Annotated in this window: 30 protein-coding genes and 1 tRNA gene; 24 read left to right on the top strand and 7 right to left on the bottom strand. The window is 21.7% G+C overall.

Annotated features, from left to right (window positions below; genetic code table 11):
• Positions 1-8: 8 nt before the first annotated feature.
• Positions 9-1,040, bottom strand: a complete 1,032-nt coding sequence (gene mutY, locus D9V81_RS01945; RefSeq protein WP_158349654.1) for an A/G-specific adenine glycosylase — start codon at positions 1,038-1,040, stop codon at positions 9-11.
• A 95-nt stretch (positions 1,041-1,135) separates the two neighbouring features.
• On the opposite strand from mutY, the gene trmB reads away from it, so the two are divergent.
• Positions 1,136-1,876: a tRNA (guanosine(46)-N7)-methyltransferase TrmB gene (trmB, locus tag D9V81_RS01940; protein WP_158349652.1), complete on the top strand. Its 741-nt coding sequence runs from the start codon at positions 1,136-1,138 to the stop codon at positions 1,874-1,876.
• Between the two features lie 19 nt (positions 1,877-1,895).
• Here trmB and hemW read toward each other — a convergent pair whose 3' ends face one another.
• The 4 genes from hemW to dnaB form a co-directional block, all read right to left on the bottom strand.
• Positions 1,896-3,038 carry a radical SAM family heme chaperone HemW gene (hemW, locus tag D9V81_RS01935; protein ID WP_158349650.1) on the bottom strand — a complete coding sequence of 381 codons (1,143 nt, stop codon included), beginning with the start codon at positions 3,036-3,038 and terminating at the stop codon, positions 1,896-1,898.
• 31 nt (positions 3,039-3,069) lie between these two features.
• Entirely contained in the window at positions 3,070-3,474 is a 405-nt protein-coding gene (gene ruvX / locus D9V81_RS01930; RefSeq protein ID WP_158349648.1) for a Holliday junction resolvase RuvX, read from the bottom strand.
• A 3-nt stretch (positions 3,475-3,477) separates the two neighbouring features.
• Positions 3,478-4,041 carry a YqgE/AlgH family protein gene (locus D9V81_RS01925; RefSeq protein WP_158349737.1) on the bottom strand — a complete coding sequence of 188 codons (564 nt, stop codon included), beginning with the start codon at positions 4,039-4,041 and terminating at the stop codon, positions 3,478-3,480.
• A gap of 164 nt (positions 4,042-4,205) precedes the next feature.
• Entirely contained in the window at positions 4,206-5,561 is a 1,356-nt protein-coding gene (gene dnaB, locus D9V81_RS01920; protein ID WP_158349646.1) for a replicative DNA helicase, read from the bottom strand.
• A gap of 207 nt (positions 5,562-5,768) precedes the next feature.
• Here dnaB and ssb point away from each other — a divergent pair, with 207 nt between their 5' ends.
• The 4 genes from ssb to deoD all read left to right on the top strand — a co-directional run bounded on the left by ssb (position 5,769) and on the right by deoD (position 8,973).
• Positions 5,769-6,266 (top strand): single-stranded DNA-binding protein, encoded by a 498-nt coding sequence (gene ssb / locus D9V81_RS01915; protein ID WP_158349644.1) that lies wholly within the window; start codon positions 5,769-5,771, stop codon positions 6,264-6,266.
• Positions 6,267-6,365: 99 nt separating this feature from the next.
• Positions 6,366-6,962, top strand: a complete 597-nt coding sequence (locus D9V81_RS01910) for a NifU family protein (RefSeq protein ID WP_158349642.1) — start codon at positions 6,366-6,368, stop codon at positions 6,960-6,962.
• A gap of 47 nt (positions 6,963-7,009) precedes the next feature.
• Positions 7,010-8,233: a phosphopentomutase gene (locus tag D9V81_RS01905; protein WP_158349640.1), complete on the top strand. Its 1,224-nt coding sequence runs from the start codon at positions 7,010-7,012 to the stop codon at positions 8,231-8,233.
• A gap of 32 nt (positions 8,234-8,265) precedes the next feature.
• On the top strand, positions 8,266-8,973 hold the full coding sequence (deoD, locus tag D9V81_RS01900) for a purine-nucleoside phosphorylase (RefSeq protein ID WP_158349638.1): 708 nt from the start codon (positions 8,266-8,268) through the stop codon (positions 8,971-8,973).
• Between the two features lie 30 nt (positions 8,974-9,003).
• Here deoD and D9V81_RS01895 read toward each other — a convergent pair.
• Positions 9,004-9,092, bottom strand: a tRNA-Ser gene (locus D9V81_RS01895).
• A 186-nt stretch (positions 9,093-9,278) separates the two neighbouring features.
• Here D9V81_RS01895 and aroK point away from each other — a divergent pair.
• From aroK to trpS, 4 genes are all read left to right on the top strand, one after another.
• On the top strand, positions 9,279-9,800 hold the full coding sequence (aroK, locus tag D9V81_RS01890; RefSeq protein ID WP_158349636.1) for a shikimate kinase AroK: 522 nt from the start codon (positions 9,279-9,281) through the stop codon (positions 9,798-9,800).
• A 31-nt stretch (positions 9,801-9,831) separates the two neighbouring features.
• A complete protein-coding gene (aroB, locus tag D9V81_RS01885) occupies positions 9,832-10,923 on the top strand; it encodes a 3-dehydroquinate synthase (protein ID WP_158349634.1) in 1,092 nt (363 codons plus the stop codon).
• A gap of 66 nt (positions 10,924-10,989) precedes the next feature.
• Positions 10,990-11,664, top strand: coding sequence for a ribulose-phosphate 3-epimerase (rpe, locus tag D9V81_RS01880; protein ID WP_158349632.1), 675 nt, complete (start codon positions 10,990-10,992; stop codon positions 11,662-11,664).
• Positions 11,665-11,711: 47 nt separating this feature from the next.
• Positions 11,712-12,707 (top strand): tryptophan--tRNA ligase, encoded by a 996-nt coding sequence (trpS, locus tag D9V81_RS01875; protein WP_158349630.1) that lies wholly within the window; start codon positions 11,712-11,714, stop codon positions 12,705-12,707.
• A 14-nt stretch (positions 12,708-12,721) separates the two neighbouring features.
• On the opposite strand, the gene tsgA is transcribed toward trpS, so the two are convergent.
• Positions 12,722-13,891, bottom strand: coding sequence for an MFS transporter TsgA (tsgA, locus tag D9V81_RS01870; protein WP_158349628.1), 1,170 nt, complete (start codon positions 13,889-13,891; stop codon positions 12,722-12,724).
• A gap of 193 nt (positions 13,892-14,084) precedes the next feature.
• On the opposite strand from tsgA, the gene tusD reads away from it, so the two are divergent.
• The 15 genes from tusD to rpsC all read left to right on the top strand — a co-directional run bounded on the left by tusD (position 14,085) and on the right by rpsC (position 23,904).
• A complete protein-coding gene (gene tusD / locus D9V81_RS01865) occupies positions 14,085-14,477 on the top strand; it encodes a sulfurtransferase complex subunit TusD (protein WP_158349625.1) in 393 nt (130 codons plus the stop codon).
• Positions 14,478-14,483: 6 nt separating this feature from the next.
• Positions 14,484-14,843, top strand: coding sequence for a sulfurtransferase complex subunit TusC (gene tusC / locus D9V81_RS01860; RefSeq protein WP_158349623.1), 360 nt, complete (start codon positions 14,484-14,486; stop codon positions 14,841-14,843).
• Positions 14,844-14,861: 18 nt separating this feature from the next.
• The gene (gene tusB, locus D9V81_RS01855; protein WP_158349621.1) at positions 14,862-15,149 is read left to right on the top strand and encodes a sulfurtransferase complex subunit TusB; all 288 of its coding nucleotides are present in this window, start codon (positions 14,862-14,864) and stop codon (positions 15,147-15,149) included.
• A 58-nt stretch (positions 15,150-15,207) separates the two neighbouring features.
• Positions 15,208-15,582 carry a 30S ribosomal protein S12 gene (rpsL, locus tag D9V81_RS01850; protein ID WP_158349618.1) on the top strand — a complete coding sequence of 125 codons (375 nt, stop codon included), beginning with the start codon at positions 15,208-15,210 and terminating at the stop codon, positions 15,580-15,582.
• A gap of 40 nt (positions 15,583-15,622) precedes the next feature.
• Positions 15,623-16,093, top strand: coding sequence for a 30S ribosomal protein S7 (gene rpsG / locus D9V81_RS01845; protein WP_158349617.1), 471 nt, complete (start codon positions 15,623-15,625; stop codon positions 16,091-16,093).
• Positions 16,094-16,208: 115 nt separating this feature from the next.
• Positions 16,209-18,317, top strand: coding sequence for an elongation factor G (fusA, locus tag D9V81_RS01840; RefSeq protein ID WP_158349615.1), 2,109 nt, complete (start codon positions 16,209-16,211; stop codon positions 18,315-18,317).
• Between the two features lie 53 nt (positions 18,318-18,370).
• A complete protein-coding gene (gene tuf / locus D9V81_RS01835; protein WP_158349613.1) occupies positions 18,371-19,555 on the top strand; it encodes an elongation factor Tu in 1,185 nt (394 codons plus the stop codon).
• A 237-nt stretch (positions 19,556-19,792) separates the two neighbouring features.
• On the top strand, positions 19,793-20,104 hold the full coding sequence (rpsJ, locus tag D9V81_RS01830) for a 30S ribosomal protein S10 (RefSeq protein ID WP_158349612.1): 312 nt from the start codon (positions 19,793-19,795) through the stop codon (positions 20,102-20,104).
• Between the two features lie 28 nt (positions 20,105-20,132).
• Positions 20,133-20,762 carry a 50S ribosomal protein L3 gene (gene rplC, locus D9V81_RS01825; RefSeq protein ID WP_158349610.1) on the top strand — a complete coding sequence of 210 codons (630 nt, stop codon included), beginning with the start codon at positions 20,133-20,135 and terminating at the stop codon, positions 20,760-20,762.
• A gap of 10 nt (positions 20,763-20,772) precedes the next feature.
• Positions 20,773-21,378, top strand: coding sequence for a 50S ribosomal protein L4 (rplD, locus tag D9V81_RS01820; RefSeq protein ID WP_158349608.1), 606 nt, complete (start codon positions 20,773-20,775; stop codon positions 21,376-21,378).
• The gene (rplW, locus tag D9V81_RS01815) at positions 21,375-21,677 is read left to right on the top strand and encodes a 50S ribosomal protein L23 (protein WP_158349606.1); all 303 of its coding nucleotides are present in this window, start codon (positions 21,375-21,377) and stop codon (positions 21,675-21,677) included. The genes rplD and rplW overlap by 4 nt, the downstream gene beginning before the upstream one ends.
• A gap of 21 nt (positions 21,678-21,698) precedes the next feature.
• Positions 21,699-22,526 (top strand): 50S ribosomal protein L2, encoded by an 828-nt coding sequence (gene rplB / locus D9V81_RS01810; RefSeq protein ID WP_158349605.1) that lies wholly within the window; start codon positions 21,699-21,701, stop codon positions 22,524-22,526.
• Between the two features lie 14 nt (positions 22,527-22,540).
• The gene (gene rpsS, locus D9V81_RS01805) at positions 22,541-22,819 is read left to right on the top strand and encodes a 30S ribosomal protein S19 (protein WP_158349603.1); all 279 of its coding nucleotides are present in this window, start codon (positions 22,541-22,543) and stop codon (positions 22,817-22,819) included.
• A 17-nt stretch (positions 22,820-22,836) separates the two neighbouring features.
• Positions 22,837-23,169, top strand: a complete 333-nt coding sequence (gene rplV / locus D9V81_RS01800; protein WP_158349601.1) for a 50S ribosomal protein L22 — start codon at positions 22,837-22,839, stop codon at positions 23,167-23,169.
• An 18-nt stretch (positions 23,170-23,187) separates the two neighbouring features.
• Positions 23,188-23,904 (top strand): 30S ribosomal protein S3, encoded by a 717-nt coding sequence (gene rpsC, locus D9V81_RS01795; RefSeq protein WP_158349599.1) that lies wholly within the window; start codon positions 23,188-23,190, stop codon positions 23,902-23,904.
• Positions 23,905-23,906 lie beyond the last annotated feature (2 nt).

The raw sequence follows: 23,906 nt of genomic DNA, 5'->3' as shown, positions 1-23,906 counted from the left end.
TTAAATAATTATTTATGTAATTGAATTATTATATCATATATTGGTTTTGGTATTCCAATATGTATTTTTTTTTTTAAATTATACCAACATTTATTTTTATTGATATTAATTTTTATTTTTTTTTTTATTTTTATGTTAATAAAAATCATTTTAATTTTTAAATGACTTAATTTATGTATTTTATAAAAATATTTTTTATAATTAAAATTAAAAATATTATTTTTTAATAACCAATATTGCATTTCTTTTAAATTATTAAATTCAGGAAAACAAAATAACTTATTCCATATTCTTTTTTTTCTGTTTTCAAAAACAATAAAATTTTTATATTGTAATATCATATAAAAAATTGTTTTTTTTTTTATTTTATTTTTTTTTATATTTTTTTGAATATTAATTGTATTATCATATTGACAAGAATTTTTTAAAGGACAAATATAACATTTTGGTTTTTTATATGTACATATTAAAGCTCCTAAATCCATCATACCTTGATTAAATTTTTTAGCATTATGAATAGGAGTAATTTGATTAATTATTTTCCATAATTTGTTTTCATTAATTTTTTTTTTAGAATTTTCTATTTTTAAATTATAAAAACGTATTAATATTCTTTTTACATTTCCATCTAAAATTGGAAAAGAAAAATTATATGATAATGATAAAATAGCATGTGCTGTAGTTTTTCCAATTCCTGGTAATTTTATTAAATTATTAAAATTATTAGGAAAATTTCCATTATAATTATTTATTATAATTTTTGCTGTTTTATAAATATTATTAGCTCTATTATAATATCCTAATCCACTCCATAAATATAATATTTTATTTAAATTAGATTTTGATAAAGATTTAATATTATTAAATTGAGTAATAAATTTATTAAAATATGGTATAACAGTTTTAACTTGTGTTTGTTGTAACATAATTTCTGAAATCCATATATAATATGGATTATTATTTTTTTGCCAAGGTAAATTATTTCTTCCAAAATAATGTTGCCAATTAATTATAATTTGTGAAAATTTCCAATTTTGCATAATATTAATATTATTTATTTTATTATCATTTTATATTTTTTAATTTAAAAAAATAAATTTTTTTATAATTAATAATATTCATTTAATATATCATTATGAAAAATATTATTACTAATAATGTAATTATACCACAGTATAATAAACAAGGTATTTTTTTACGTCGAGTACGTAGTTTTACATGTAGAAATCGACCTATAAAAAAAAATATGATTAATATTTTAAAAAATTATTGGCCATATTTTGGTTTAAATTTTGAGAATAGATTTATTAATTTGAATAATGTATTTAATAAAAAAAATTCACCTATAATATTAGAAATTGGTTTTGGAAATGGTGAAAATTTACTTTATAATGCTTTACATTATAAAAAATATAATATTTTAGGTATTGAAGTATATATACCAGGTATTAGTAATATTTTTAATAAAATACATCACTCAAAAATACATATTGATAATTTAAAGATTATTTTACATGATGCAACAGAAGTATTAAAATTTATGATTCAAGATAATACAATACAAATTATTCAATTATTTTTTCCTGATCCATGGCCAAAAAAAAAACATCATAAGCGAAGAATTTTAAATATAGAATTTATTAAATTAATTTCAAAAAAATTAATTAATAATGGAATTTTACATATAATAACTGATTGTAAATTATATAATGAATATATTATAAATAATATTAATATAATAAAAAATTTTATCAATTTATCAGATCATTTTTATTATTTTATATCATCAAATTTAAAAAAAATGACTTATTTTGAAAAAAAAGCAAGATTATATAAAAAAAATATTTTTAATTTAATTTTTCAGTGTAGAAAATAATTTAATTTATATTTTTTATTTATATTATTATAAATAATTCTAATAAATTATTTAAATAATTTTTGCCTTTTTTTGATATTTTCCAATATTTATTATTTTTTAAAATATATCCTTTTAAAATTGCTTTTTTAATATTTTTTTTTATATATTTTATTTTTAAATTTGTATATAAATAAAAATATTTTTTTTGTATTGGTTGAAATAATCTAAAAATATTCATAAAATATTCAAATGGTTTATCTTGATTAATAATTTGATATTTTTTTTCAATATATATTTTTCTTATATTACAGTAATCATAAATTCTTTTTTTTTTTATTATTCTTATTATTTTTCCATTTTTTTGTGTTATTTTACTATGTGAACCACAACCTATACCAATATAATCTCCAAATTTCCAATAATTTAAATTATGAAAACAAAATTGATTGTGTTTACAATATGAAGATATTTCATATCTTTGATATTGCGATTGTAATAATAAACTATTACCTTGATTATACATGTTCCATATTATAGAATCTTTTGGTAAATTTGGTTTTTGGTAATAAAATACAGTATTTTTTTCTATATTTAATTGATACCAAGAAATATGATTTGGATTAATTAAAATTGCTTGTTCTAAATCTGATAGACAATTTTTTAAAGTTTGTTCAGGTAATCCATATATTAAATCTATATTAAAATTGATTTTAATATTTTTTTTAATTTCATTTAATAATATAATGATTTTTTTTGAAGTATGATTTCTTCCAATTAATTTTAATAATTTATTATTAAAAGTTTGTATTCCAAATGATATTCTATTAATACCTGATTCTTGATATTTTAATATTTTTTCAATTGTAATATTTTCAGGATTAACTTCAATTGTAATTTCTGTATTTTTTTTAATAGATACGATTGTTTTTATTTTTTGTATTAAGTATTTTATTAAATAATTATTTAATATACTTGGAGTTCCTCCGCCTATAAAAATTGTCTTTATAGTTCTTTTTTTAATAATAGATACATCATTTTTTAAATCTTGAATTAAATGTTGAATATAATTGATTTGTGAATCATGATTTTTTAATGTATATGCATTAAAATCACAATATGGACATTTTTTTAAACACCATGGTATATGAATATATAAACTAAGTGGGGGAATAAAAATCATAATATTATCCAAAATTTCACAATTATTATTTTTATTTTTTATTTAACCAACTCTCTAATATTAATACCGCTGATAAAGAATGTATATTTTTTTTTATATTTTTATATTTTTTATTTTTATATAATATTGATTTAGATTCTATAGTTGTTAATCTTTCATCATGTAATTCTACATTAATTAAATATTTTTGTTTTAATATTTTAGCAAAAAGAATGGTTTTTTTAGTAATTTTTTGTTTTGATCCATCCATATTTAATGGATAACCTACAATAATAATTTTTGGATTCCAATATATAATTAAATGAGAGATTTGATTCCAATTAGGAATTCCATTTTTTACATTTATTGTATTTAATATATTTGCTGTACATGTAATTTTTTGTCCTATTGCTACACCAATTTTTTTTGTTCCAAAATCAAATGATAATATCATGATAATTTATGCATGTCCAAAATTGATAGATAATTTATATATATTTAATCCTAAATTGTTTAATGCTTTTATCCATTTTTTTTTTAGTGGTGTATGAAATAATATTTTTTGATCAACAGATGAAATTAACCAAAAATTATTTAATAATTCTTGTTCTAATTGATTTTTATCCCATGTACAATATCCCAAAGCCATTAATATATTTGTTGGTTTTTCAAGAAAACCAGTTGTTTCTAAAATATCTTGAGATGTTGTAATTATCATTTTATTTGAAATTTTAATACTAGAATAAAATATTTTTTTTGATGAATGTAATATAAATCCTCTTTCTTGAGCTTGTGGTCCTCCTATAATAACTGAATCAAAAATTTTTGGACCAAATAAACAAGGAGATGCGTTCATATTTAATTTTTTTAAAATATTTTTTATTTTTATATCTTTTAATGGTTTATTTATTATAATACCCATTGCTCCTTCATTATTATGTTCACAAATATATATTACAGTTTTTTTAAAAAATGGATTTTTTATTCCAGGCATAGCAATTAATAAGTTATTTTGCAAAGTCATTTTCACTTGATATGCTCAATAATTAAATTCATAATATATTATTTTATATAAATTTATTATTTAATGAAATATAATTTTATTTTTAAATATTTTAAATATTTTAAATATTTTAAATATTTTAAATATAATAAAAATGATTTATTTTATAAATTATTTATATATTATTATTCATAATAATTATCAAATCGACATAAATTACCATTAAATATTAATTTTATTGTTCCATTAGGTCCATTCCTTTGTTTTCCTATTATAATTTCTGCTATTCCTTTTAATTCAGTATTTTCATTATATAATTCATCTCTATATATAAAAATTATTAAATCAGCATCTTGTTCTAATGAACCTGATTCTCTTAAATCAGAATTAATTGGTCTTCGATCTGATCTTTGTTCTAATGAACGATTAAGTTGTGATACAGCAATAATAGGTATTTTTAATTCTTTGGCTAGTGATTTTAATGATTTTGAAATTTCAGCAATTTCTAAATTTCTTTGATTAGATAAATTTGGTACATTAATTAATTGTAAATAATCAATAATAATTAAACTTAAACCTTTTTTTTTATATAATTTTTTTGATTTTGATCTTATTTCAGTAGGTGTTAATTGTGAAGAATCATCTATATATATATTATTTTTTTTTAATAGGATATTAATTGTACTTGATATTCGAGACCAATCTTCATCATTTAAATTTCCTGTTCGGATATTACTTTGATATACTCTTGATAACGAAGATAACATTCTAATTATAATTTGTTCACCAGGCATTTCCAAACTAAAAATTAATATTGGTTTATTATTGGTTATAGCAATATTTTCACAAATATTCATTGCTAATGTTGTTTTTCCCATAGATGGTCTTGCTGCAATAATAATTAAATCAGATTTTTGTAATCCAAGTGTTTTTTTATTTAAGTCAGAATATCCTGTATCTAATCCTGTTAAGTTATTATTTGGATATTTTAATAGTTTTTCTATTACAGTAATAGTTTTATCTAACATTAATCGTATATTTTTAGGATTTTTTTCTTTTTTATTTTTTTTATTAATAATTTTTAGAATATTATATTCTATATCATTTAAAATTTCTTTACTATTTTTTCCATGTGTATTATATCCTAAATAAGAAATTTTTTTTCCTATTGAAATAATTTCTCTTAATGTTGAACATTCTTTAACAATTTTTGCATATGCTGTAATATTTTCAGTACTAGGAGTATTTTTAATAATTTCTGATAAATAAGAAAATTTTCCTATTTTTGATAAAATTTTTTTTTTTTCTAGTGATTCTGATAAAGTTATTAAATCAATTGGGAAATTATGGTTTATCAATTCTTTCATTTCATTAAATATTAATTTATGTGAAATATTAAAAAAATCATCACTAATAATATAATTTGATATAATATCCCATTTTTTATTATCTAACATTAATGCACCTAATATAGATTGTTCAGCTTCTAAAGAATAAGGGATTTTTTTTTTACTATTTTGTAAAGGATTATATTTTTTCATTTTTTTATATTTTAATACAATAATTTAATATTAATAATGATTTATTTAAAATTTTAATATTTAAATAATTAATATTTTATATTTTATAATATTAATATATAATTTTATTATTTAAAAAATAAAATCATTTTTATTGATTTATTATATTTATTTTAAAATATATAATTTTTTTATTTTTTTTAAATATGTTATTTTTAGGAAAAAAATATGGTACGAGGTATAAATAAAGTTATTTTAATTGGTAATTTAGGTAAAAATCCTGAAATACGATATATGTCAAATGGTAATGCAGTAGTGAATATTACTTTAGCAACATCAGAAAATTGGAAAGATAAAAAAACAAATTTAACAAAAGAAAAAACTGAATGGCATAGGATTGTATTATTTGGTAAATTAGCTGAAATTGCTAATGAATATTTAAAAAAAGGATCTCAAGTATATATTGAAGGTTCTTTACAAACTCGAAAATGGACTGATCAAAATGGTTTTACTCGTTATACTACGGAAGTTATAGTTAATATGAATGGTAAAATGCAAATGTTAGGAACACGTATATTAAATAAAAAAAATAATGATACTAATATCAATAATTCTAAAGATATTAATAATATTAAAAAAAAAGATAATATTGATAATAATTTAAAAAATAAGTTATTAGAAGATGATATGTCAAATATAGAATTTGATGAAGAATTACCTTTTTAAAATGATTTTATTTTTATATTTTTTATTAATCAAAAATTTTTTAATGTCACATAAATATATTTTTTATTTATTTAATATTAAAATGTTAAAAAGATTATTATGATAAATATTACTAAAAAAGCTGAAAAATATTTAAAAAAAATACTTTCAAAAAAAAACAATACTAATTTAAGAATATCTATTAAATTTCCTGGAACAGAATATTCTGAATGTAAAATTTCTTATGAAATAAATAAAAATAAATGTAATGAAGATATTGAATTAAAATATGATGGTTTTAAAATTTATATAAAAAAAAATATATTTCCTTATTTAAATGATTCAAAAATTGATTTATTTGGTGATAATTTGAATAAAAAGTTAATGTTATTAGCACCAAATGTTAAAAATAATATTTATAGTAATAATATTCATAACAATAATATTGAAAATAATATGTTATTTTATAAAGTACAAAATTTTATAGATTATAATATTAATCCTATGTTAAATATGCATGGAGGTAAAATTATTTTAATAAATATTACAATAACAGGATTTGCTATGATAAAATTTTTAGGTGGGTGTAATGGATGTTCAATGTCAAATATTACTTTAAAAAAAAATATTGAAGAAAAAATTATAAATAATTTTTCAGAAATAAAAGGTGTAAAAGATATTACTGAACATCATAGAGGTTCACATTCTTTTTTATAATGTAAGTATTTTTATTATTTTTTTTGAAATATATTAGGTTATTAAATATGAAAAGAGTATTTATTTTAGTATTAGATTCATTTGGAATAGGATATAGTGAAGATTCTGAACAATTTAATGATTTTGGTTCAAATACTTTTGGACATATTGCTGATTATTGTAATTTTAGAAAAGCTAATAATAATAGATTTGGTAATTTAAATATTCCTAATTTAATATCTTTGGGATTAGCAAAAATTTATTATAAAATTCATAAATGTTTACCATCTGGGATAATACAATCTAAATATATTATTAGTAGTTATGGTTTTTCTAGTGAACTTTCTACTGCTAAAGATACCTCTTCCGGGCATTGGGAAATTGCTGGTGTACCAGTATTATTTGAATGGGATTATTTTAAAAAAAATACAAATAGTTTTCCTAATGTAATATTAAAAAGTATAATTTCAAAATTTAATTTATCTGGAATTTTGGGAAATTGTCATGCTTCTGGTATTAATATTTTAAATGATTTTGGAGAAGAACATATTAAAACAAATAAACCAATTTTTTATACATCTTCTGATTCTGTTTTTCAAGTTGCCTGTCATGAAAAATATTTTGGTTTAAATAAATTATATAAATTATGTAAATTTATTAGAATATTACTTGATAAATATAATTATAATATTACTAGAGTGATTGCTCGTCCATTTATTGGTGAAAAAAAATATCAATTTGTTCGTACAGGTAATCGAAGAGATTTTTCAAAACCTCCTCATAAAAATACTATTCTTAAGAAATTAATAATAGAAAAAAATGGAAATGTTATTGCTTTAGGAAAAATAGCAGATATTTTTGCAAATATTGGAATTACTAAAAAAATTCATGCAACAGGGCTAGATTGTCTTATAAAAAAAACTATTGAACAAATAAAAATAGCTACTAATAATACAATTGTATTTGTTAATTTTGTTGATTTTGATTCTATTTGGGGTCATAGAAGAGATGTTTCTGGATATGCTCAAGGTTTAGAATTTTTTGATATGCAATTACCAAAAATTTTACATTCTTTATATGATGAAGATATATTAATTATTACTGCAGATCATGGTTGTGATCCAACGTGGTCAGGAACAGATCATACGAGAGAATTTATTCCAATATTATTGTATAGTAAATTTATTAAAAATAATTATTTAGGACATAGAAATACATTTTCTGATATTGGACAAACTATTTCCAAATATTTTTCATTATCACCTATGAAATATGGAATTAGTATATTTTAACAAATAATATTTATTTTTAGGTAATATAAATTATGGTTACTCCTCATATTAATTCTAAAAAAAATGATTTTTCTGAACTTGTAATTATGTCTGGTGATCCTCTTCGTGTTAAATATATTGCAAAGAATTTTTTAGAAAATTGTATTAAAATAAATAGTGTTCGTTTTATGTTAGGTTATACTGGTTATTATAAAGATGTTTTAATTTCAATTATGAGTCATGGAATGGGTATTCCATCTGCAGCTATTTATGTTGAAGAATTAATTAAATTTTATAATGTTAAAAAAATTATTCGAGTAGGAACATGTGGTACTGTACAAGAAAAAATTAATTTAAAAGATATTATTGTTGCCATGGGAGCATGTACTGATTCTAGTTTTAATCGTATTCGATTTAAAAATTATGATTTTTCGGCAATTTCAGATTTTGATATTTTATGTCAAGTAATTCATATTGCAAAAAATATGAATATTAATATTCGTGTTGGAAATTTTTTTACAACAGATAAATTTTATAATTTTGATAATTCATTTTATGATTTATTAAAAAAATATAAAATATTAGGAATTGATATGGAGACAGCTGGAATATATAGTATTGCTGCTGAATATAATATACAAGCTGTATCAATATGTTCTGTTTCAGATCATATTTTATTTAATAAAAAACTTTCTATTAAAGAAAGAGAACATACATTTGATAACGTAATTACATTAGCTTTAAATACTATTATAAAATAATAATTTATAATTTAATAATAATTATTTCATTGGTGAGAAAGGGATTCGAACCCTTGATACGTTTTATAACATATACACGCTTTCCAGGCGTGCTCCTTAATCCTCTCGGACACCTCACCATACTTTTATATTATAATAATATATATTATATGAATATAATCAAGTAATTTTATTATATTATTTATTATTTTAAAGATTTATAGTATTATAATGAATATATTTAATAATAAAAAAATATTTATTCCTTCTAATAGATTATAAAATTTATTAGGTATTATGAAAGAAAAATCACTAATATTAAAAATATGGTTAAAAAACAGAATATCTTTTTAATAGGTCCTATGGGAGCTGGTAAAAGTACTATTGGTCTGCAATTATCTAGAGAATTAAATATGGCATTTTATGATTCAGATCGTGAAATAGAAAAACGTACTGGTGTAGATATTAGTTGGGTTTTTGATATAGAAGGTGAATCTGGTTTTAGATTTCGTGAAGAAAAAATTATTAATGAATTAACTAAAAAAAGTAATATTATATTAGCAACAGGAGGTGGGTCAATTCTTTCTAAAAAAAATAGAAATATTTTATCTTCTAGAGGTATTACAATATATTTACAAGTAACAATTAAAAAACAATTATTACGAACTAATCGATATAAACATAGACCTTTATTAAATACATCTGAATCATCAGATATTGTTTTAAAAAGATTAGCAAAAATACGTAATCCTTTATATGAAGAAATATCTGATATAACAATTAATGTTGATAATAAAACTATTAAATCAGTTATTAATTATATAAAAAATTATTTAAAAAAAATATAATCTATATTTATTATCAATAAGAGAATATTTTATGAAATTAAAAATAATTCCAGTTAAAACAAAAAATAATTCTTATTATATTAATATTGGTTTTAAAATTTTTAATTTAGAAAATATATTTAGTCCATTAAAATCTGGTGATAGATGTGTTTTAGTAACAAATATTACAATATCAAAAATATGGAAAGAAAAAATCGTAAAATATTTTTTAAAAAATAAAATTATTTTAGAAGAATTTATTTTATCTGATGGTGAAAATTATAAAACGTTAAATTCAGTAAATTTATTATTAACATATTTATTAGAAAAATTACATGATCGAAATTCAATATTAATTGCATTTGGAGGGGGAGTAATTGGTGATTTAACTGGATTTGTTGCTTCAATTTATCAAAGAGGAATACGATTTATTCAAATTCCTACAACATTATTATCTCAAGTAGATGCTGCAATAGGAGGAAAAACAGGAGTAAATCATATACTTGGAAAAAATATGATTGGTACTTTTTGGCAACCCAATGCTGTAATTACAGATATTAATTTTTTATCTACATTACCATATAAACAATTAATATCTGGAATTGCAGAAGTAATTAAATATGCTATTTCATTTGATTATGTTTTTTTTCAATGGTTAGAAAATAATATAAAACAAATATTATCATTAAATACTGAAGTTTTAATATATTGTATTCAAAAATGTTGTGAATTAAAATCTAAAATTGTTAATTTAGATGAACGTGAATATGGATTTCGAGTTTTTTTAAATCTTGGACATACATATGGTCATGCTATTGAAGCACATTTTAAATATTTAAAATGGTTGCATGGTGAAGCTATTTCTATAGGAATTGTTATGGCTATTAAGACATCAGAAATATTAGGGATATTAAGTTCTTTTGATGCAACTCGAATGATTAATTTAATTAAAAATTTTGGTTTACCTACTGTGGCACCTAAAGATATGAATGTTCAATCTTATTTAAAATATATGATTCGTGATAAAAAAAGTTATTCTGGAAAAATTCAATTAGTTGTTCCTATTAAAATTGGAAAATTAAAAATATTAAAAAATGTTAATCAAGATATTATTTTTTCTGTTATTAAAAAATGTATTATATAAAATTTTTAAAATTTTATTAAATATATTAATTAAAGTAATTTATTTGTTTTAAATTGAGATAAAAAAATGAAAAAATTTTTTATTGCACCTTCTATTTTATCTGCTAATTTTTCAAAATTAGGTCAAGATATTAAAGATGTTCTTTCAGCTGGAAGTGATATTATTCATTTTGATGTTATGGATAATCATTATGTTCCTAATTTAACTTTTGGACCTATGGTTCTTAAATCATTACGACAAGATAATATTATTGCACCTATTGATGTGCATTTAATGGTAGATTCAGTAGATAATTTAATACCTTTATTTGCTCAATCGGGAGCTACTTCTATTACTTTTCATCCTGATTCTAGTAAAGATATTAATAAAACATTATCTTTAATTCGTAGATATGGGTGTAAGTCTGGATTAGCAATTAATCCTGAAGTACCTTTAAGTATTTTAAATAATTTTATGGATCAGTTAGATATTATTTTATTAATGAGTGTTATGCCAGGTTTTTCTGGACAAAAATTTATTTCATCTATTTTAAATAAAATATTTAAATTAAGAAAAATGATTGATAAATATAATTCAAAAATATTGTTAGAAGTAGATGGCGGTATTAATATTAATAATATTATAGATGTAGCTCATGCTGGAGCAGATATTTTTGTTATGGGTTCATTTATTTTTGAAACAAAAAATTATAAAAAAAAAATAGATATGATTAAAAATAAATTAAATATGTTAAATATTTAAAAAATTAATATATTATATATTATAATTTATAATTTAAGGATAATAATATGGTATTATTAAAACCTATTATTTTTAGTGCTATACAACCTTCAGGTCAATTAACTCTTGGTAATTTTATTGGTACTATATCACATTGGTCTACTATTCAAGATAAATATAATTGTATTTATAGTATTGCAGATTTACATTCTATTACTGTTTCTCAAAATTTATATTTATTTAAAAAAAATAAATTAGATACTTTAGCAATTTATTTAGCATCTGGAGTTGATCCTCAAAAAAGTATTATATTTATGCAATCAGAAGTACATGAACATTGTCAATTAAATTGGATATTAAATTGTTATACTTATTTTGGTGAATTAATGCGTATGACACAATTTAAATCAAAATCAAAAATTAATTCTCAAAATATTAATATTGGATTATTTAATTATCCAATATTAATGTCTGCAGATATTTTATTATATCAAAGTGACAAAGTATTAATTGGTCAAGATCAAAAACAACATATTGAATTAACTCGTAATATTGCTCATCGTTTTAATTCTTTATATGGTAATATTTTTAAAATTCCTGATATTTATATACCAAATAAATATAGTGCAAAAATTATGTCTTTATTAAATCCTTATAATAAAATGTCTAAATCTGATAGTAATAAAAACAGTGTTATATTTTTATTAGATGATCAAAAAACAGTATTAAAAAAAATTTCTAAATCAGTCACTGATTCAGATGGTAAAATATTTTATGATATCAATAATAAAGCAGGTATTTCAAACCTGTTAAATATTTTTTCTAGTTTAACAGGTAAAAGTATTTTAGAATTAGAAAAAAAATTTTTTAATACAACATATAAAGATTTTAAATATTTACTTGCAAATGTTATATCAAAAAAATTAAATGATTTACAAGAAAAATTTTATTATTTTAGAAGTCAAAAATCATATTTAAAGAATATTTTAGATATTGGGGCTTATAAAGCAAGAAAAAAAGCAAAAAAAAATATAAAAGTTATTTATGACATTTTAAATTTATAATAATATAATATATTTTAATAATATTTTTTATGTTGACTAGTAAAACCTAACAATATACACATTAAAAATACTATTCCATATAGTATATTTGATATAATTAATGCTCCTCGTATTCCAATTGTATAAACAATAGGACCAGTAATAATAAATGTTAATAATGTTCCAATAGTACCAAATATTAAGATTAAATTAATAAATTTTTGAGAAGGATATTTTGTTTGTAGAGATGTTAATGTAATAATCATAGTATAAATAGCACTTGAAAAAAAACCTAATAAAATAATAATGATATTAAATAAAATGATTTTATGATTTTGAATGAAAATATACATAAAAAATGTAGAAATTCCACTTAATAAAGTTAATCCTATTTGTAAATCAATAAATTTTAATATATAACTAAAAAACCACATTCCAATCATATATGATAACCAAAATATACTAACTAAATTACTAGAAGATTGAATATTCATACCTATATTTTGTCTTGCATATTCAGGTATCCAAGAAATAAAACCTAATTGTCCTAAAATATATAATAATGCTGAACAACATAATAAAAATATACTAATATAATTAGTATTTTTATTTTTAATTTTTGTATTTTTAGTATTTGTTTCAATTTTTGGAAAATCAACATTTAAAGTAATAAGAAAAATAATTAAATATATTATTCCAATTATTATATAAATCCAATACCATAATATTTTATTTTTTAATAAAAATGATGCAATAATTGGAAAAATAATACCAGACATACTAAAAAAAGAATCTGTAATTAATAATTTTGATACTCTTTCTTTTCCATAATAAATATTCGTTATTAAAAATGTTCCTATGGACATTGTAATTCCACCAACCATTCCCATTAAAAACATATTTATACAAAAAATAATTAAACTATGTGATTTTATAAATCCCATAATAGCAATAATAATTAAAATAAATCCTAAAATAATTTGTTTTTTTAATGAAATTATTTTTGTGATCCAAGAATTTAAAAAAATGGAAAATAATATTCCAGCATTTAAAAAAGTAAATGTATTACTCATTTCAGAAATAGATAATTGAAAATATTTTGCAGTACTTCTTATAACTATTCCTGTAACAACAATCATAGCACCCGTTAAATAATATGATAAAAAACTAATAATGGTTAAACCAATAGTATTTTTATTTTTCATATTTTTCTCTTTTTAATATAAAATTTATTTATTTTATAAAAAATATAATCTTTTATATATCATTTAATTAAAAATAAATATATAATATAATTATATTTTAATAATTTTTTATTAAATATTTTTACTTTTGTAGTATTATATGTTAAGATGAGTTTTATGAATTTAAAAATTTATATTATATAATTTAAATATAATGTTAATATATACTATATTAATTACAAGTTCATTATTTCATTCAGAAGGTTCAAAAAGTGCTTTTTTATTTTCTAATGCATTAATGAAAAAAAAAAATCATTTTATTAATAATATTTTTTTTTATAGTCATGGTGCTTTAAATGGAACTAATATGATGTCATCTAAAATCAATGGAATAAATTTAGTTCATGAATGGTATAAATTTAGTAAAAAATTTTTAATTACATTAAATATATGTTCTAATTCAGCTCAAGAAAGAGGTATTATTTCTGATGAGATTGCAAAAGAATTAGGATTTATAAATGGTAATTTACATTCTGGATTTCAATTAGTTGGATTAGGAAAATTAATTAAAACAATGTTAAAATCAGATCGTTTATTACAATTTTAATTTTATATGAAAAAAATAGCTGTTATATTTTCAAATACTCCTTATGGTAATTATATAGGATTAGATGGATTAAAATTTGCATTATCTGCTTCATGTTATTTAAAAAAGATAAGTTTTTTTTTTATTAATGATGGAGTTTTTTATATTATAAATAATAAAAATAAAAATTTAATTGTATCTCATTCATTTTATTCTTATTTTAAATTATTAAAATTATATAATATAAATAATTTTTATTTATGTTATGATTCTTTATTAAAACGTGGTTTGCATAATCATGTTGATTTTGTTATAAAAGTAAATATTTGTAGTTTTTTAAATATTAGATATCAAATTAATAAATTTGATATTATCTTTAACTTTTAAACATTTAAAAAAAAAATTATGTTACATATATTATCAAATTCACCTTTTAAAATAGATATTTCTGTAATGTTTAATATGTTATCATCTCAAGATGGTTTAATTGCATTACAAGATGGTGTATTAATTGCTTTGAATAATAATTTTTTTATTTCTGATCTTATTAAATATTCAAAAAATATATATGTATTACAAGAAGATGTACTTATTAGAGGTATTTCTGATAATATTTCAAGTAAAATTAAATTAATTAATTATTGTGAATTTGTTACTTTAACAGAAAAATATAATAAATTTATTAATTGGTAAATTATATATTTATATATTATAAAATATCTTAAATTTATTTTTTAAAAAAAAGGCTTTTATGACTACTATAAATCAATTAGTTCGTAAACCTCGTATTAAAAGAATTGTTAAAAATAATGTTCCTGCATTAGAAGGGTGTCCACAAAAAAGAGGTGTTTGTACTAGAGTATATACTACAACACCAAAAAAACCTAATTCAGCATTACGAAAAGTTTGTCGAGTAAAATTAACTAATGGATTTGAAGTTACTGCTTATATTGGAGGAGAAGGACATAATTTACAAGAACATTCAGTAATTTTAATTCGTGGAGGTCGTGTTAAAGATTTACCTGGAGTTAGATATCATGTAATTCGAGGTGCTTTAGATTGTGCTGGTGTGAAAAATAGAAAAAAAAGTCGATCAAAATATGGTGTAAAAAAGATAAAAAAATAATTTATATATAAATTGAAGATATATACTTAGGAGAATAATTATGTCAAGACGTAAAATTATTGAACAAAGAAAAATTTTACCTGATCCTAAATTTTCATCTGAAATTTTAGCAAAATTTATTAATATTTTAATGGTTCATGGAAAAAAATCTATTGCAGAATGTATTGTATATTCTGCATTAAAAAAAATATCAAATAAAATAAATAAAACTGAATTAGATATTTTTGATATAGTTTTAGAAAATGTACGTCCTATAGTTGAAGTAAAATCACGTCGTGTAGGAGGTTCAACTTATCAAGTTCCAGTTGAAGTTCGACCAATAAGACGAAATACATTAGCTATGCGATGGATTATTGATGCAGCTAGAAAACGAAAAAATAGTTCTATGTTATTAAGATTATTTTATGAATTTGTAGATATTTTAGATAAAAAAGGTGCTGCTATTAAAAAAAGAGATGAAGTACATCGTATAGCAGAAGCAAATAAAGCATTTGCACATTATCGTTGGTAATTATATATTTATTATTAATAATATCAATTTATATAAATAAAAATTAATTATAAAAATATGAATACATTTTTTAAAATAATTTTTATTTATAATATTAATTTTTAAGAGGAATAAAATGATTCGTAAAACACCTATTACATATTATCGAAATATTGGAATTAGTGCACATATTGATGCCGGAAAAACAACTACAACAGAACGTATTCTTTTTTATACAGGTATTAATCATAAAATTGGAGAAGTACATGATGGTACAGCAACAATGGATTGGATGGAACAAGAACAAGAACGTGGAATTACTATTACTTCTGCTGCAACTACAACTTTTTGGTCAGGTATGAATAATCAATTTCCATCACATAGAATTAATATTATAGATACGCCAGGTCATGTTGATTTTACTATTGAAGTTGAACGTTCTATGCGTGTTTTAGATGGAGCTGTTATGGTGTATTGTGCTGTAGGTGGAGTACAACCTCAATCAGAAACTGTATGGCGTCAAGCAGATAAATATAAAGTTCCTAGAATTGCTTTTATAAATAAAATGGATCGTATTGGATCAGATTTTTTTAATGTTTTAAATCAAATGAAACAACGTTTAAAAGTTATTCCAGTTCCTTTACAATTACCTATTGGTTCAGAAGAAAATTTTGTTGGAATTATAGATTTATTAAAAATGAAAGCAATTTATTGGCATGATAAAGATAAAGGCATTACTTTTAATTATAAAGATATTCCTAATAATATGTTATCATTATCAAAAAAATGGAATCAAATTTTAATTGAATCAGCAGTAGAAAATAATGAAAGTATTATGGAAAAATATTTAAATAATGAATTTTTATCAGAAGAAGAAATTAAATGTTCATTACGTAAAAGATCATTAAATAATGAAATTATTTTAGTTACTTGTGGTTCTGCTTTTAAAAATAAAGGAATACAATCTTTGTTAGATGCAATAATTGATTATTTACCATCCCCTATTGATATTGATTCTATTAAAGGAATTATGAATAAAGATAATGAAATAAAATTGAAAAGAAATGCTGATGATAAAGAGTTTTTTTCTGCTTTAGCTTTTAAAATTGCTAATGATCCATTTGTAGGAAATTTAACATTTTTTAGAGTTTATTCAGGTGTAGTATCTTCTGGTGATACAGTATTAAATTCAGTAAAAATGCAAAAAGAGCGATTTGGACGTATTGTTCAAATGCATGCTAATAAAAGAGAAGAAATTAAAGAAGTTCGTGCTGGTGATATTGCAGCTGCAATTGGATTAAAAAATGTTATGACTGGAGATACTTTATGTGATTTAAATCAACCAATTATTTTAGAAAAAATGGAATTTCCAGAACCAGTTATTTCTATTGCAATAGAACCAAAAACTAAAACAGATCAAGAACGAATGGGTTTAGCTTTAAATCGTTTAGCTAAAGAAGATCCATCATTTAAAGTACATACAGATCATGAATCTAATCAAACAATTATTTCTGGAATGGGTGAATTACATTTAGAAATTATCATTGATAGAATGAAAAGAGAATTTAATGTTGGAGCTAATATTGGAAAACCCCAAGTAGCATATAGAGAAACAATTTATAATACTATTAAAAATATTGAAGGTAAATATATTAAACAAACAGGTGGTAGAGGACAGTATGGACATGTTGTAATTGATTTATTTCCTTTAAGTTCCAATAAATCAGGTTATGAATTTATTAATGATATTAAAGGTGGTATTATTCCTAATGAATATATTTCTGCAATAGATAAAGGAATTCAAGAACAATTAAAATCAGGTCCTCTTGCAGGTTATCCAGTAGTAGATGTTGGAGTACGATTACATTTTGGTTCTTATCATGATGTAGATTCTTCTGAACTTGCTTTTAAATTTGCAGCCTCTATTGCTTTTAAAACTGCCTTTAAACAAGCAAAACCAATATTATTAGAACCAATTATGAAAGTAGAAGTGGAAACTCCAGAAGACTATATGGGAGATGTAATAGGAGATTTAAATCGTAGGAGAGGAATTATTGAAGGTATGAAAGATTTACAATTAGGAAAATCAATTTCTGCAAAAGTTCCTTTATCTGAAATGTTTGGGTATGCGACGGATTTACGTTCTCAAACTCAAGGAAGAGCTTCTTATTCTATGGAATTTTTAAATTATTCAGAAACTCCTAAAAATATAGCTTTAGAAATTATTGAAAATCAAAATAAATAATTTTTTAATATTGATTTATATATTTATTATATTTTTTAATAAAGGAAAATATTGTGTCTAAAGAAAAATTTCAAAGATTAAAAACACATGTTAATGTTGGTACAATAGGTCATGTTGATCATGGTAAAACAACATTAACTTCTGCGATTACAACTGTTTTATCTAAACATTATGGTGGTTCTGCACGTGCTTTTGATCAAATTGATAATGCTCCAGAAGAAAAAGCAAGAGGTATTACAATTAATACGTCTCATGTTGAGTATGATACTAAAATGAGACATTATGCACATGTTGATTGTCCAGGTCATGCTGACTATATTAAAAATATGATTACTGGTGCTGCACAAATGGATGGAGCTATTTTAGTAGTGGCAGCTACTGATGGTCCAATGCCTCAAACACGAGAACATATTTTATTAGCACGTCAAGTTGGAGTACCTCATATAGTTGTATTTTTAAATAAATGTGATATGGTTGATGATGAAGAATTATTAGAATTAGTTGAAATGGAAGTTCGTGATTTATTAACACAATATGATTTTCCAGGAGATGATACACCTATTATTAGAGGGTCTGCATTAAAAGCATTAGAAGGAGATGCTAATTGGGAATCTAAAATACTTGATTTGTCAAATACATTAGATAATTATATTCCTAATCCTAAGCGTGATATTGAACAAGCATTTTTATTACCAATTGAAGATGTATTTTCAATTTCTGGTAGAGGAACAGTAGTAACAGGAAGAGTAGAAAAAGGTGTAATTAAAGTAGGTGAAGAAATAGAAATTGTTGGTATTAAACCAACTATAAAAACTATTTGTACTGGTGTAGAAATGTTTAGAAAATTATTAGATGAAGGACGTGCTGGAGAAAATGTTGGAATATTATTAAGGGGTACAAAACGAGATGAAATAGAACGTGGTCAAGTTTTAGCAAAACCGGGAAGTATTACACCTCATACAAAATTTGAATCTGAAGTTTATATTTTATCTAAAGAAGAGGGTGGTCGTCATACACCATTTTTTAAAGGTTATAGACCTCAATTTTATTTTAGAACTACTGATGTTACTGGATTTATTGAATTACCTAGTGGAGTAGAAATGGTTATGCCAGGTGATAATATTAAAATGATTGTTACATTAATAAATCCTATTGCTATGGCTGAAGGTTTAAGATTTGCAATTAGAGAAGGTGGAAAAACTGTTGGTGCAGGAGTTGTAATAAAAATAATTACTTAATTTTTTATGTTTATTTAATAAATATATAATATTATTCAAATTCTTATCAAGAAGGGGAATAATATATTCTCTTTTCTTGATTTAATATTTTAATATTTTTCATAAAATTTATTTTCAATACATCAATATTTTATATTAATTATTTTATATTATTATATAATAAATTATAATATATTATATTAATAATATTTAATATAATATATTTTTTTATTATTATATAATTGGAGTTCTGATATTATGCAGAACCAAAGAATTCGTATTAGATTAAAAGCATTTGATCATCGTTTAATTGATCAATCTACTTTTGAAATTGTTGAAACTGCTAAAAGAACTGGTGCAACAGTTCAAGGACCTATTCCATTACCAACAAAAAAAGAAAAATTTACAGTATTAATATCTCCTCATGTTGATAAAGATGCTCGTGATCAATATGAAATTCGTACGCATAAACGTTTAATTGATATTGTTAAACCTACTGAAAAAACTGTTGATGCATTGATGCGTCTTGATTTAGCTGCTGGTGTCGATGTACAAATTAGTTTAGATTAAATAAATAATTATTATAATTGGTGAAATTATGATTGGTCTTATTGGTAAAAAAATTGGAATGACTCGTATTTTTTATAAGGAAGGTATGTCAATTCCGATTACAGTAATTAAAATTGAAAAACATTATGTGACTCAAATTAAAAATCAAAGTAATGATTCTTATGATGCAATTCAGTTAACAACAGGTATAAAAAAAAAGAATAAATTACGTAAACCAGAAATTGGTCATTTTTTAAAATCAGGTGTTTCTGTTGGTATTGGTTTATGGGAATTTAGAATTCATAAAAATCAAATTTTTAAATTAGGACAAAGTATTGATATAAATTTATTTAATTCTATAAAAAAAGTTGATATTTCTGGAATAAGTAAAGGAAAAGGATTTTCAGGAACAGTAAAACGTTGGAATTTTAGTATGCAAGATGCGACACATGGAAATTCATTATCACATAGAGCTCCTGGATCTATTGGTCAAAATCAAACTCCAGGAAGAGTTTTTAAAGGTAAAAAAATGTCTGGTCATTTAGGAAATAAAAAGATAACTATTCAAAATTTAAAAGTTATTAAAATTGATTTAAAAAAAAATTTGATTTTTATTAAAGGTTCCGTTCCTGGTTCAGTTGGGGGTAATGTTATTGTAAAGCCAGCAATAAAATCATAAAGGAATAAATATGAAATTACTTGTTCAAGATATTAAGTCTTATATTTCCGTTTCAGATAATATATTTAATCAAAGTTTTAATTTATCATTAATTCATCAAGTAATTACTGCTTATTTATCTGGTGCTCGTTCTGGAAATCAATCTCAAAAAAATAAATCAGAAGTTTCTGGTTCTGGAAAAAAACCCTGGCGTCAAAAAGGTACTGGAAGAGCACGTGTAGGTTCAATTCGTAGCCCCCTATGGAGATCTGGGGGAGTAACTTTTGCTGCTAAACCTAGATCTTATGATCAAAAAGTTAATAAAAAAATGTATCGTGGAGCATTACGAAGTATTTTTTCAACATTAATACGTCAAAATCGTTTAATTATTTTTAATAATTTTACTATATTGCAACCAAAAACTAAAATTTTATTAAATGAATTAAAAAAAATATCTTTGAAAGAAGTATATATTATTATAGAAAAAATAAATAAAAATTTATTTTTAGCTTCTCGAAATTTATATAAAGTTTCTGTAAAAGATATTAAATCAATTGATCCGGTAAGTTTAATTAATTTTAAAAAAATACTTATTACTGTAGAAGCAATTAAAAAAATTGAGGAAATATTAAAATGAAATTTAATGATAAATTTTTTAAAATATTATATTCACCTCATATTTCTGAAAAATCAACTTTATTTTTAAAAAAAAATAATACAATAATATTTAAAGTTGCAATTAAATCTACTAAAAATGAAATTAAATTAGCTATTCAAAAATTATTTTCGGTTCAAGTAGAAAATGTAAATACGGTATCAATGAAAGGTAAAGTAAAACGTAAAGGAAAATATAATACTCGTCGTAATCATTGGAAAAAAGCCTATATTAAATTAAAATCTGGTCAAAATTTAGATTTTATCAATAATGTTATTTAAATATATTTAAGGTAAAATATTATGGCGATTATTAAATGTAATCCAACTTCTCCAGGTCGTCGACATGTTGTAAAAGTAAAAAATTTAAAATTATATCGAGGTCGTCCATTTAATTCATTATTGACATCTAATCATAAAAGTGGAGGAAGAAATAATAATGGACGAATTACTGTAAGGCATATTGGTGGTAGACATAAAAGAATGTATCGAATAATTGATTTTAAAAGAATAAAAGATAATATTTATGCTAAAGTAGAACGTTTAGAATATGATCCAAATCGATCTTCTAATATAGCTTTAATTTTATATAAAGATGGAACAAGAAATTATATTTTAGCTCCAAAGGGCTTATGTATTGGTTCAAAAATTATTTCTGGAAATAAAATTCCAATTAAAATTGGAAATAGTTTACCAATAGGAAACATTCCAACAGGAACGTTAATTCATAATATTGAAATAAAAGTTGGAAAAGGTGGTCAAATTGCTAGAACAGCAGGTAGTTATGCTCAAATTATTTCTAATGATAAAAATTATGTAAGTATTAGATTACGTTCTGGAGAAATTAGAAAAATTGATTCTAGATGTCGAGCAACAATCGGAGAAGTTGGAAATTCTGAGCATATGTTAAAAATGTTAGGAAAAGCAGGTGCATCTCGATGGAAAGGTATTCGACCTACAGTTCGAGGAACTGCTATGAATCCTATTGATCATCCTCATGGGGGTGGGGAAGGTAGGAATTTTGGTAAACATCCTGTAACACCATGGGGTCAACAAACTAAAGGTAAAAAAACTCGTAAAAATAAACGTACTGAAAAATTTATTGTGAAACATCGTAATTATAATAAATAATTTAAGGATATTTTATGCCTCGATCTCTTAAAAAAGGTCCTTTTATTGATGTTAGTTTATTGAAAAAAGTAGAAAAAGTTATTTTAAATAAAAGTAAAAAACCATTAAAAACTTGGTCTAGACGTTCAACTATTTTTCCTAATATGATTGGATTAACTTTTGCAGTACATAATGGTAAACAACACATACCAGTTTTTATAACTGAGGAAATGGTAGGTCATAAATTAGGTGAATTTTCTTTAACAAGAACGTATAGAGGACATGTATCTGATAAAAAAATTAAAAAAAAATAAGGTGAAAATATTATTTTATGGAAATTATAGCAAAATATAAAAAAGCAAAATCATCGCCTCAAAAAATTAGATTAATAGTAGATTTAATTAGAGGTAAAAAAGTAAATAATGTTATTAATATATTAAATTTTTATAAAAAAAAATCAGCTTTATTTGTACAAAAATTATTAAAATCAGCTATTGCTAATGCAGAACATAATTTTGGTTTAGATATAGACAAATTATTTATAAAAAGAATTTTTGTTGATGCAGGACCAACTATGAAACGAATGATGCCAAGAGCAAAAGGTAGATCAGATAGAATTTTAAAACGTACTAGTCATATTACTATTATTTTATCTAATAAATAAATTTTTAAGGAAATTAATATGGGTCAAAAAGTACATCCACATGGTATGAGGTTAGGAATAATTAAAACCTGGAATTCTACTTGGTTTGCTCAAAAAAAAGAATTTTCTGAATATTTAAATAGTGATTTTAAAGTACGATCATTTTTAAAAAAACAATTAAATAAAGCATCTGTTTCAAAGATTATTATCGAGAGACCTTCTAAAAATGTTCGTGTAACAATTTATACATCTCGACCTGGAATTGTTATTGGTAAAAAAGGTGAAGATGTTGAAAAATTAAGATTAAATATTGCAAATATTACTGGATTTCCAACGCAAATTAATATTTCAGAAGTTAAAAAACCTGAATTAGATGCTAAGTTAATTGCTGATAATATTACTGTTCAGCTTGAACGAAGAATTATGTTTAGAAGAGCTATGAAACGTGCAGTTCAAAATGCTATGAGACAAGGAGCAAAAGGTATTAAAGTTGAAGTAAGTGGTAGATTAGGTGGAACTGAAATTGCTAGAAGAGAATGGTATCGTGAAGGTCGTGTTCCACTACATACTTTACGTGCTAATATAGATTATAGTTTGTCTGAAGCACATACTACTTATGGTATTATTGGTGTTAAAGTTTGGGTTTTTAAAGGTGAAATATTAGATAGTATGCAATTTTTAAAAAATGAAAATCAGAATTTTTTTAAGGAAAAAAAAACTTATAGAAAATTAAGAAAAGTAAGGAGATCATTTTAATT

It is taken from the genome of Buchnera aphidicola (Therioaphis trifolii), assembly GCF_005080705.1.
Classification (GTDB): domain Bacteria; phylum Pseudomonadota; class Gammaproteobacteria; order Enterobacterales; family Enterobacteriaceae; genus Buchnera_L; species Buchnera_L aphidicola_X.
The sequence above is the reverse complement of the archived record's forward strand: the minus strand, read 5'-3'. Positions and strand labels throughout refer to the sequence as shown.